Here is a 12,142-nt window from a genome sequence, read left to right as displayed (position 1 = left end):
TCGTCAGTCTTATCTGCAAGCTCAAAACGGCTATCTTGGGCTAGGTAAGACAGAGAAATATCTTTTTTCTTATTGATTTCTCCGCTAGTTGGCTCCTCTTCTCCAACTAAAATCTTCAAAAGAGTAGACTTACCTGCACCATTTTTCCCAACAAGGGCAATCCGATCTCGTTCATCAACCTGTAGGTTGATATTATCAAAAAGAACCTCTCCTGCAAAAGAACGTTCAATTTTATTAGCTTGTAAAATAATCATACAAGTAGTATAGCATGTTTCCCTAAGGCATTCAAGACAATCGTCTTAACCCAAATATCCTAGAAAAACCGGCTCTGCTTATTCTTGGTATTAAAAAGTATTTGGATTATAAACTCTACTTATTTTTTTGCAAGATAGCTAGCTAAACATTTTCGCTCGTTTACAAGAGTGACTCAAACTCAGCGACAGTCATTCCTAACTGCTGGCTGGCAAATTCAGAAGTTAAAACATGTTGACGAACCATGTCTAAGAAGGCAAAAAGTTTTCCACGTTCAAGACCACATTCCAACCCCTGTTCAATACCTTCTGCCCTAGCTTGTTCCAAAGCATAGTCCTGTGCTAACAAGGCTTGTTCTTCGCGCATACGTAGTTGACTAAACATTTTCCTGTCCTCCTCAGACCAGCTTTTGTAGTCCAGTAGTTGATCTGCCTGGCTGATGGCTCGCTCGGGTTCCTGGGTAAAGGGTTTATTCCCGAAAAACTCCAACCACGGCTTGCGAACCTCGTCTTTGCTGGTTTCTCTGTATTTTTAGGTCTTATTTATTACGGTCTTTCAATAGTGACTCAAACTCAGCAACTGACATACCTAATTGCTCACTCGCAAATTCGGAAGTTAAAACATGTTGATGTACTAAATCAAGAAAGGTAGATATTTTCCCACGCTCTAAACCTTTTTCTTCAGCTTGTTCCAAGGCATAGTCCTGTGCTAATAATGCTTGTTCTTCACGCATACGTAGTTGACTAAACATCTTCCTGTCCTCCTCGGACCAGCTCTTATAGTCCAGCAGTTGGTCTGCTTGACTGATAGCTCGCTCGGGTTGCTGGGTAAAGGGTTTGTTCCCGAAAAACTCCAACCACGGCTTGCGAACCTCGTCTTTGCTGGTTTTTCTGTATTTTTTTAATTCCAAGAACGCCATCTTAACCAGATGGTTTTCTTGTCCATTATTTGTGATGGTTAAGACTTCACCTGTCGTGTCTTCGCGCATACTGAAACTGTGGAAAGCTAGATCATCTTGGAAATAATTACTATCCACAATAGCTATTGCGTAAACAGGTGCGATATGCTTGTAACTCTGGTGGGTATCACCTTCACGTTGACGAATTTTTTCAAGATTTTGATTGACTTGACTGCACAGATAAGCCCATAGGCGATTGATGAAAAAATTCTGATGGTGAACCTGAATCTCAATGATAACTTGAGTGCCGTTGTCCAACTCCGCCAAAACATCTATACTGGTATAGAAATCCTGTGCCGAGTAGGGTAAAGAAGGCAAGACGTGAATATTGCTTCCCTCCAAAATGGTTACATTTTTTGCTGGCAAGTCCAGCATATCGCGGATAAATTGACAAGTGATTTCTGGATTGCTAAAGATTTTCTTAGCAACCAAGTCATTGGTTGGGCTAATGCCCGGATGACGTACAGTCATGTTTGCTCTCCTTTCATTATAGCACATTTTTTAATCTAATTTACTAGATTTGATGCTTCTATCTATTTATTCGGAAAAAGAGTAGAAAAAACAAAAGAAATTCAAACTTTATAGCAAAAGGAAATAAACTCTGAACAAATAGGATAGTAAAGTCGAATCAATTTCTAGCAATGTTTTATAAGTTATAATGTTCTGTTCTGAATTTAAGATAACATATAATTTAAAGAGACTGGACCAAAACTCAACTTCCGGAGAAAATAAAGTAAATCTTCCCACAATAAAACGCATAGTCTCAAGTTTTGAACACCTGATACTATGCGTTTTTCTGATTTGAGAGGCTTTTTCTCAGCTTCTTCTTAATCTTATACTCAATGAAAATCAAAGAGGAAACTAGGAAACTAGCCGCAGGCTGCTCAAAACACTGCTTTGAGGTTGNNATATCTACGGCAAGGCGACGTTGACGCGGTTTGAAGAGATTTTCGAAAAGTATTAGCTTTTCTCCACCCCACTACAGTTGACAAAGAGCCAAAAAAGAAGATGACGAATCATCTTCTTAAAAACTATGAGTTTTTAGTCTTCTTTTTTCTTGAAGAATCCTAATCCTAGACCAGCTAACAAGGTCATGATACCAGCGCTAGCCAAGCTAGCATTCGCTTCTGTACCTGTGTTTGGCAACTCTGCTTTATCAGATGTTTTTGTAGATGTTGCACTATCTACTGTCTTTTCTGATGTAGCTGTAGCCACTGCTTCACCTTTTTGTTCTGAAACTTTAGATGGTGTTGGGCTTGGAGTTTGGTCTTTTGGAGCAGGAGTTTGAGCTTGCTTGGTTCTAAACACATGAACTATCAAGTTATCTCCCTCACGGTGACTCTCAACAAATTCATAGCCTGGAACTTCACCTGCTTCTTGCTTATCAACTGATGGCATTTTCAAGTCTTTTCCGTTTTCATCGCGCCATACTGTACGAACCGCTGGAGTTTCAACTTTGTTTGGTTTTTCTGGCGTTGAAGTTGATGGCGAACTTGATGGAGTCCTTGGATGACTAGTTGGGCTTTCTGGTAAAATTGGAGTTCCATTCGCTACTTTCTCAAATGTATGCGTCAAAATACCTTCTTCTAAGCGACTAGATAGCCACTTGTAGCCTGCAATTTCGCCAGCCTGTACTTTTTTGCCAACTACTTTTTCCTTAATCTCCTTACCTGCTCTATCTACCCATAGCGTTACTGGATGCTCTGGGTTTGCTGCTTCGATTGATAAAGCAGCGTATACAAACGGAGTATAATCACTCGTTTTATGCTTGGCTCGAGCTTGGACTTTTTGTTTATTGACAACTGATTCTCGTGGAATGGTTACAGTACCTGTTTTCTTGTCTAATGTAACATTTTCAGGTTGTTTGTCTAAAGTCCATTCACCACTAGGTTGCTTGGTAAGAGTTAGAACTTCATTACCAGAGCCATTACTCTTAGGATAGATAATTTTGACTGTATCTGCATCTTTTTTAGGAGCTTTTACTTCGATGCTTGCTTTATTTGGTTCTTCCACAATAGCGATAGTCGGCGGAGCTACCTTAAGATTTGGTTGGTCTTCAGGCTCAGATGGTTGAGCTGGTGCTTCCTCAGGAGCGGTTGGTTGTCCTGGTTGTGGAGTCTCTGGTGTTTCCACTACTTTTGGTTTTGTTCCTACTGTAATAATTTCTTCTTTTGGTTCTTCTCTTACTACTGTTGGAGTGTTTTCTGTCACAGTTCCTGTGTTTGGATCCATTGTGTAAGTTGTAGTTGTTGTTTCTTTTCCTTTTACTCCTGTTTGTGTAGTTTCTCGATAATCTTTATCTTTTGTATTATCTTCTACATAGCGTGTTGTAAATGGTAGTTCTTTTTCTTCTACTTTTGGTTTTGTTCCAACTGTTATAATTTCTTCTTTTGGTTCTTCTGTAACCGTTGTTGGATTGTTTTCTGTAACTGTACCATTCGTTGTATCCAACGTATAAGTAGTTGTTTTTGTTTCTTTTCCTTTTACTCCTGTTTGTGTAGTTTCTCGATAATCTTTATCTTTTGTATTATCTTCTACATAGCGTGTTGTAAATGGTAGTTCTTTTTCTTCTACTTTTGGTTTTGTTCCAACTGTTATAATTTCTTCTTTTGGTTGTTCTGTAACCGTTGTTGGATTGTTTTCTGTAACTGTACCATTCGTTGTATCCAACGTATAAGTAGTTGTTTTTGTTTCCTTACCCTTAACACCTTGTTGGGTTGTTTCTCGATAATCCTTGTCTTTGGTTTTATCTTCTACATAGCGTCTTGTAAATGGTAGTTCTTTTTCTTCTACTTTTGGTTTTGTTCCAACTGTTATAATTTCTTCTTTTGGTTCTTCTGTAACCGTTGTTGGATTGTTTTCTGTAACTGTACCATTCGTTGTATCCAACGTATAAGTAGTTGTTTTTGTTTCCTTACCCTTAACACCTTGTTGGGTTGTTTCTCGATAATCCTTATCTTTTGTATTATCTTCTACATAACGTCTTGTAAATGGTAGTTCTTTTTCTTCTACTTTTGGTTTTGTTCCAACTAAAACAACTTTATTAACAGGTTTTTCTGTTTCCACTGTTGTAGATGGATTTGCTGTACGTGCACCTGTCTCTGGATTGACTGTATAGGTAGTTGTCGTTGTAGAAGTACCTTTTTTACCAGGAGTTTTTATTGTTTGATTTCCGGCAACATCTTGATCATTTGGCTCATAAATCGTTTTAAAATCAATCTCATTGATTGTGACTGTTGGTTTTGTACCAACTACATAGATATCATCGTCTTTATCGGCTGTATCTCCTTTGTTGACATGGATACGATAATACTTAGATAAGACAACTGTCCCATCTTCATTGATCTCATTATCTTCTGAGTTTTCATTAACTGTGATCGGTTTATTAGCCTCTACAATAGTATCTTGGTCATCAATCTGACCATCAGCATTATCCGGTTTACCATCACCATTACTGTCATATATGTCAGCAATATTCGTTACCCCTGCATCAACACGATGAGGGTATCTTGTATCTACATCACTTACTTTAGGTTCAACAAAGTTTGTACCATCAATTGGGTTACCTGCATTTGCGTTTATCGCATCAGCATCAGCTCTTTTATATTCAGGATCAACCTCTCCATTTTCATCTGTATCGTATAATTTCTCAAATAATGATCCCATAGGATTGTCTTCAAAATGGTTATCAATATCTTCTTTGGTTAAATTTTCACTCTCTTTAGCTTTCAAGATAAAGCTTCTACCATCGTGACCTGTATGTTTCAAGATAGGTTTATGACTTTCGACTGTATCATCACTTTCATACCTCTTCCCTTTAGGTACTCGAACTTCATACCCATCATCATTAGATGCGAAATCTGTAATATTATTCTCTCCGGGGTCCGCTTCAGTATTTGAAGCATAAACTGTAACATTTGGTGCCATTATTGCAACACCACCTAGGGTAATGACAGTAGCCACTACACAGGAACCGAAAACTTTTCCGATTTTGCGTAGAGCGTATTTTTTATTCTTAGTTGATTGTCTTGACATATTTTCCTCAATTTTACTTTTATCTTAGTTTCTAGGTTGTTGACTCCGAGCCAAAAGCCAGATAACTCATCCAACTTTTGGCAAGAAGCAACGTTTTCTATATTATTCGGATTCATCTTCTTTTTTCTTGAAGAATCCTAGTCCCAAGCCTGCTAACAAGGTCAACAATCCTGCCCCAGCTAAGCCAGCATTAGCCTCTGTACCTGTGTTTGGCAACTCCTCTCTCTTACCTGTCTCATAAGTCGGAACTTCTGGATCTGGACTCACTGGAGTTTCAGGTCTTGGAGTATCTGGTTCTGGAGTTGGCTCTGGTATTGGAGTCTCTTGGTTCGGTAGTTCTGGGTTTGGTGTCGGAACACTTGGATGCTCTGGATTTGGTTGTGGGTTTGGCTCCTCAGGTCTATCTGGAATTGGTTCGTTAGGAAGAACTGGCGGTATCTTTTCAAATCTATGAATCGTAATACCATCCTCCGTTACAGTTGTAATATATCTGTATCCTGGAATATTTCCAGCTTCATGAGTACCTGGTTGATCTGGTTTAAGTGGATTACCATCTTTATCAAACCAGACTGTAATTTTATATTCTGGCTTGTCTACAGATGGAGAACCTGCAAAGAAAATATGTGTGACTTTATTTCCTTCCAAACGACTTTCCAACCAAACATGATTTGCAATTCGACCTTTTTCATGTAAACCATTTTCAGTTGGTCTTAAGACATTTCCATTTACGTCAATCCATTCTGTTGTTCCTTCAAATTTAGGTACATCAAGAATATTCGGCATAACACTAACAATCTTACTTTGTTTGTATTTATGTTTTGTTTGCGTATCTACCCATGTCTTCGGTTGAACTTGTTCACTTGGAATATAAACACGACCATTCGTCGGATTGATAGTCACTCCAACTGGAGATTTTTCAATTTTCCACGTACCATCTTTATCTTTCTTCGTAACGATAGTTTCTTTTTCAGTACTGTTTCGTTTTGTAAATGTAATAGATAAAGTATCGGCATCTTTATTTGGCACGTCAACTTCTACAGTATTACCGCTTGGACGTTCGACAATTCTCGGTGTCGGTGGAATAACATAGATTTGACGTAACTTCACAACAAAGACTTGAGACGGATCTTTTCCTTCTTCATCTTTTACGTTGTCAAATGTCGCTCCATCTTTCAGAGGATTGTCTACTAACTCGTAGTCACCATTATTAACTGGGTCACCTGTTAGTTTCTTCAATGTATCATTAAAGTTTTCTGTTGGGATTTTCTCTCCAGTTTTACCTGTCAGCGACATCCTTGAAGCAACAAGCTCCGTTTCTTTTCCGTCTTCGCCTACGACAACAAATTTGACAATAGCTCTTTGTCCATCTGGTGTATACTTGATTGGTGTATCCATCTTAGGATCATTTGGCGTTTCTGGAACTGGTGGCACCTTATATCCTTTTTCTGGATGTTCCGGATCTATAGGTACTAATGGAGTTCCGTTTGGTGTCTTAGGTGTATAACCTGGAACGTATGGAATCACTGGCACTTTCGGTACTGGTTGACCTGGTTGTGGCGGAGTGGTTGGATATTCTGGATTCTTAGGCTTAGTTGGATCATCTGGATCATTTGGATACGGAATTGGTGTTGGAGTTTTTCCTCCTGGTACATTCGGTATCCATGAACCGATTTTTCTGTATTCAACTGTCACCTCATATGATTCTGTAGCAGGTTGAACAGTTTTATTTTCTACAGATGCGACATTTGCAAGGTAGCCATCTAATACAGGTGTATCAACTTTTAATAACTCTTTTGTTTCAGCATCCCAATTGCCAAATTTTGTTATATATGTTGTCAAACTAGTAGATGCATCTCTTGAAAATTCAACTTTATCTACTTTTGTTTTGATTTTTTCTGTATTAAGTTCTGTTTTGACTTCTTTTCCGTCTTTAACATCGATTTGAACGTATTTAATTGTACGTGTTACTGGTATAATTTCTTTATCTTTTGATATAAGTTCATTTACTACAATTTTGTAAATTTGTGTTGGTTCTGTAGAATCGTCCTTTGTATCATATTTAGTTGTTTCTGATATAGGGTTCTTCGTTGATACGATATATCCTCGTTGTTTTAAAGATGCAATTTTATTATCAACTTTTTCCCTATCTTCTGTTGTTACTACTTGATCAGAAACGCCATTGAATTCAAGTTTTTCTTTAGGTAATTCTACTTCTTCTCCAGTTGTGACGTTTACAACTTTGATAAGAATTTTTTGTGGATTTGGTTTGTACTCAATTATAGTATTATTTTGAGGATCCTTTGGTATTTCTGGTACCTTGTATCCTTTTTTAGGATCTTTTGGATCAACTGGTTCTAACGGTGTTTCACCAATTTTTGGTGTGTATCCTGGTTCGTATGGAATTACCGGCAATTCTGGAGTTTTTGGTTTTTCAGGAGTTCCTGGAGTTTCACCACCTGGGGTCTCATTGCCTCCACCGGGAGTGTTATTTCCTCCTGGGTTCTCAGGTTGAGGGTTTGGTGTTCCATCCGGATTTTCCGGTGTTTTTGGATAATCTGGATATTTAGGTTTTGTTGGATCTTTTGGATCGTTTGGATATGGAATTGGTGTTGAATCTTTTCCTGGTATTTTCGGTACCCATGATCCTAACTTAGTATAAACAACTTTTTTCTCAATGTTTGTTACTTCACCAGTCTCAGTAGGTTTTGGAGCATCTTGCCCTTCTACTTGTTTAATATCCGCTACATAGCCAGTTTTTAATGGTGTATCGACTGCTGGTAATTGACTTGCTGGATGGCTTTCATCCGTAGTTGCCGTCCATTCCCCATAAGTGATTTTTTTAGTAACCAAGTTATATGTTGCAGTACGTTTGAATAGAACTTTATCTACCTTATTTTCTACTCCACTTGGCTCTTCTTGTCCGTCTGGTGTTTCTTTCTTAACGTAAGTAATTGTTCTTGTTACTTCTTTTTTAAGATCAGATTCTTTTAGTCCTGTTTCTGGCCATTTTGGTCCTTCTCCGTTATTCGGATCTACTGGATCGTTTGGATTTTTCGGCTCTGTTACTGTTTCCACTTTTTCTCTTACAGTAATCGTATAAGACTGCGTTGGCTCTTCTCCGTCTTTATCCTCTTTGTCGTCTCCTTTTCTTGAATCAGGAATTCCCTTTGTAAAGGTATTATCGACGATTTCATATCCTAAGTTTTGCAACTCTTTTACTTTGTCTTCTACAGATTTTGATGGGAATTCTTCGCCTACTTCTGTTTCAAGATTTAGCTTATGGTCAACTAATTCGACAGGGTCTCCTGCTTCTTGTTGCTTCTTCACATGAACAACTGCTTTTGCTTTGGCTGGCTCCCCTTCTTCGTAGACAAAGGTTACAATCTTATCAGTTGAAGTCACTGAGCCTGTAACAGCCTCTGATCCTGCATATAATCCATCATTTAACGATCTTTTAAGGCGGTATTTTTTCTCACCTGTGTTAATCCCACGTAATTTCTTACTTGTTACATCGTAGCTTGACCCAATAAGGGCTTCTTTTTCTACGAAGTAGGTACCATTATCAGATTTTTCTCCGACTTTTTTAGCGTCTTCTTCAGATAGTGGTATATCTTGTCCCTGTTCATCGACATACTTGACCTTTACATTACCAGAGATAGCTTTTCTAACTTCCGATGTTTTCTTACTTTCATCGATTTTTCCTTTGAGTTTTTTCCCTTCTTCTGGTGGAATTTTTTTATCTTCCACCTGTTTATCAATGATTCGTTTGGCTACTTCTTTAGACGGTTCTACGGTATCTTGGATTACTGAGAAATCGGCTAGGATTGGTAAGTTATATTGAAGTCTTGGACTTTGCTTGTTAACACCAACACGTTTTTCATTTTCCGCAAACACTTGCACTTTATAGGCTACAACGTCTTTACCTAATGGAATATCTCCTGTTGAGAAGTATCCACCTTTACCTAGTTTGTCATTATCTCCACCAATTTCCGCATGAATTTTTTCTGATAATTCCTCATCAGAAATCACCTCTGAACGTGCAACTTTGTATTTTTCGACAAAGTAGGAAGTGAATCTTTCAAGACCTTTTTCTGCCTTCGCAGCAAGTTCATTGGTCTTTATGCTATTGTACTCAGTTTCTGTTAGGTCACTTGTACTAGGTTGTTCAGTTGCTTCCATGTGTGAGCCAAGGATTTTTGCTTCTTTACTTCCGTTTCTTGCTTCCAGGTAAGTGTAGGCATTTGTGGATCCAATGGCTGATTTTAAGGCAGAGATTTCTTTTTTTAGTTTAGTTTTTTCCACTTCATTCGTACTGCTTGCAAAACTAGCTTCTTTTGTTTTCAGTCTAGCTTCAAGTTTTTCACGATGATTCTTCACTTTTTCTGGATCCGTTTGGAGTTCTAATTGGTCTGTATCTCCATGATAGATAATTTTTTTCGCAGTCGGCAATACAAAATCTAATAATTTATAGACACGATCTGGGTCTTTACTTTTTATTGTTCCATCTGCATTTTTTTCCATAGAAGAATTATTCCATGTTGGAGAGTTTTTTTAACCTCACTATCCGTCATATTTTTTAAATGATTATTTAAATCATTTCCATATTTAGTAAACGTTTCTTTAAAACCAGTCTCCTTTTTGAAGGTTTTTTCATTTAATTTATCCTTATCTACTGGCAACTCAACTATAGCATCTCCATTTTTAGCGAGTTCTTGTTTTACTTCCTCTTTCAAAGCTGCTAGTTTGTCTCTATTTGTTCTTCCTTCATCTGGATATTTTTTCTTATATTTTTCAGCTGCAAGAGTATTGACTTTGTTATCGTACTCGTTCTTTAAAAGCTTTTTAATTGATCTATTAACCTCACTTAAATCCACACCTTGGCTGTAACGTTCTTCGTTCTCTACTACTCCGTCAATTCGGTTGATAGTGTGGTCATAGATAGTTTCTTCTTTAGTAGTATTCTCAGTCTCACCTTTTTTAATCGCTTTAACAACGATACGATAAGTCCCTTTTGACCCTTCATAGTCTGAGATATACCCTGTCACAAAGTCGATTTTCAAGCGACTTCCATATTTGGTAGAAAAGGCAGTGAAGGTTTTTTCTATTCCATTGAATCCCTCAATATTTGGAGAATGTTGGAGAATATCTTCCTTCTCTTTTACAGGTAAATTATTAAGCTTCTCTTTATTAGCCTTGTTATTTGCTGTCTTTATATCAAACGGAGATTTATCTTGTGCTTTATCTTCTTTATTGGCGATAGTACGTCCTTTAGCAAGCATCAACATGTAATTAAAACGACGGTCTAGGGCTTGCTCGTGGACGTAGACTCGGTCCAGGGCGTCAGAACCAAGCATCCCACCTTGCTCTTTTTCTATGGTTGAACCCTTTTTATAGTACCAACCAGTGAAATACCCTTGAGCATTTTTCTTACCGATGGCGAACGTTCCACCGTTTATAGCTTTCCAACCACCGAATTCGTTAATTTCACGAATTTCACCATCTTGTAGTTTCTCGCCATCTTCATCTTTAACGACTTTTCCGTCTTTAAATCTCAGTGCATCACCAAGGGTGTTCATATTTCTCAAGTATGAACGCTCGTTGTTTTGGAAGTCATCCGGCATATTTTGGATGATTTTGTACATGTACTCAACTGTAGCATTCTCACCAGGAGCATCAAATCTTAAGTTGGCATTCTTATCATCCGAACCCTTTTCTCCATCTGTAGGTACATGTACCCCAGGCTGATCGTCTTTTACTGTCTCACCTTTACGATTGGCATCCAGTACAGGTGAGTTTTCACCTGTTGGCTGGTTCTCTCCTGATTCAGTCCCTGTAGCGCCAGCTGGTGTCTCTCCTGTATCCCCATCAGGTAATTCTCTTTTACTACGAGTACGAGGTTTCGTACTTTCTGGAGCTACTAGCGGATTTTCAGCTACGGGAGCATTATAGGTGTTTGCTGCTGCATCAGTATTGCTGAGGTCAGGCTTATTTCCTGTCTTTCCATTTCCCGACTGTTCTGGATCTGTCGGGTTTGCTGTCCTCTCAGCTTCTCTAGCAGACTCCACGCCCTCAGCATGAGCAATCCCAGCTCCCATCAAAAGATAGAGCGCCCCAATGACAACACTAGCTGCACCGACACTCACTTTCCGTATACTGTATTTTAATTGTTTTTTCTGATGATTCATTCTTACACTCCATATATATATATATATATTGTGCCCTATTACTTCCTATATAATAGAATACAATTCATGAATATATTATACACCAGTCGGCTTGAAACTTCAAATTTTTTGAATGGAAAGACGACTCTTTTTACTAAGACCAAAGCTAGGTTAGAAGTCCATCATCAGTAAGCCAACACCAAAGATGAAGCCTCATCATCCTTGCCTTGTCGTGTGCATCTTATGGACTTACTTCCTCCTATCAGCAAGCTCAGCGCCGTGCTTTGAGACCTTTCCAGCTTGCTTTTAGATTTCCATTAACTTTTACACTTATTTCTTTAAAAAATGAGACAATTTGACATTTTTTCTACTCTTTTTCTACTTTTTCCGAATAAATAGATAGAAGCAGTGAATCTAGTGAGCCTAGATTAAAAAATGTGCTATAATGAAAGGAGAAGAAATATGACTGTACGTCATCCGGGCATCAGCCCAACTAACGATTTGGTTGCTAAGAAAATCTTTAGCAATCCAGAAATCACTTGTCAATTTATCCGCGATATGCTGGACTTGCCAGCAAAAAATGTGACCATTTTGGAGGGAAGTAATATTCACGTCTTGCCTTCCCTGCCCTACTCGGCGCAGGATTTCTATACCAGTATAGACGTCTTGGCGGAGTTGGACAATGGAACCCAAGTTATCATTGAGATTCAGGTACATCATCAGAATTTTTTCA

The 12,142-nt window shown here is 38.3% G+C and carries 7 protein-coding genes; 1 reads left to right on the top strand and 6 read right to left on the bottom strand.

The window, feature by feature from the left end:
• The 6 genes from HT711_RS00840 to HT711_RS00800 form a co-directional block, all read right to left on the bottom strand.
• Window positions 1-254: ATP-binding cassette domain-containing protein (locus HT711_RS00840; RefSeq protein WP_173249679.1), on the bottom strand; the 254-nt coding region annotated here is incomplete at its 3' end.
• A 160-nt stretch (window positions 255-414) separates the two neighbouring features.
• Window positions 415-741, bottom strand: a complete 327-nt coding sequence (locus HT711_RS00835) for a damage-inducible protein CinA (protein ID WP_173234809.1) — start codon at window positions 739-741, stop codon at window positions 415-417.
• Between the two features lie 49 nt (window positions 742-790).
• Window positions 791-1,681 carry an Rpn family recombination-promoting nuclease/putative transposase gene (locus HT711_RS00830; RefSeq protein WP_173234811.1) on the bottom strand — a complete coding sequence of 297 codons (891 nt, stop codon included), beginning with the start codon at window positions 1,679-1,681 and terminating at the stop codon, window positions 791-793.
• A gap of 570 nt (window positions 1,682-2,251) precedes the next feature.
• Window positions 2,252-5,245 (bottom strand): G5 domain-containing protein, encoded by a 2,994-nt coding sequence (locus tag HT711_RS00825; protein ID WP_173249678.1) that lies wholly within the window; start codon window positions 5,243-5,245, stop codon window positions 2,252-2,254.
• A gap of 102 nt (window positions 5,246-5,347) precedes the next feature.
• The gene (locus HT711_RS11155) at window positions 5,348-9,766 is read right to left on the bottom strand and encodes an LPXTG cell wall anchor domain-containing protein (RefSeq protein WP_240148977.1); all 4,419 of its coding nucleotides are present in this window, start codon (window positions 9,764-9,766) and stop codon (window positions 5,348-5,350) included.
• The gene (locus HT711_RS00800; protein WP_240148976.1) at window positions 9,739-11,430 is read right to left on the bottom strand and encodes a YSIRK-type signal peptide-containing protein; all 1,692 of its coding nucleotides are present in this window, start codon (window positions 11,428-11,430) and stop codon (window positions 9,739-9,741) included. The genes HT711_RS11155 and HT711_RS00800 overlap by 28 nt, the downstream gene beginning before the upstream one ends.
• 441 nt (window positions 11,431-11,871) lie before the next feature.
• On the opposite strand from HT711_RS00800, the gene HT711_RS00795 reads away from it, so the two are divergent.
• On the top strand, window positions 11,872-12,142 hold a 271-nt coding region (locus HT711_RS00795; RefSeq protein ID WP_173249677.1), incomplete at its 3' end, for a PD-(D/E)XK nuclease family transposase.

Source organism: Streptococcus sp. 1032, assembly GCF_013277015.1.
In the GTDB taxonomy this organism is placed as follows: Bacteria; Bacillota; Bacilli; order Lactobacillales; family Streptococcaceae; genus Streptococcus.
This window is presented reverse-complemented; position numbering and strand designations above follow the sequence as displayed.

Coding starts and splice junctions, on each gene's coding strand:
- HT711_RS00800 (WP_240148976.1), bottom strand. CDS start 11,430: ATGAATCATCAGAAAAAACAATTAAAATACAGTATACGGAAAGTGAGT.
- HT711_RS11155 (WP_240148977.1), bottom strand. CDS start 9,766: ATGGAAAAAAATGCAGATGGAACAATAAAAAGTAAAGACCCAGATCGT.
- HT711_RS00825 (WP_173249678.1), bottom strand. CDS start 5,245: ATGTCAAGACAATCAACTAAGAATAAAAAATACGCTCTACGCAAAATC.
- HT711_RS00830 (WP_173234811.1), bottom strand. CDS start 1,681: ATGACTGTACGTCATCCGGGCATTAGCCCAACCAATGACTTGGTTGCT.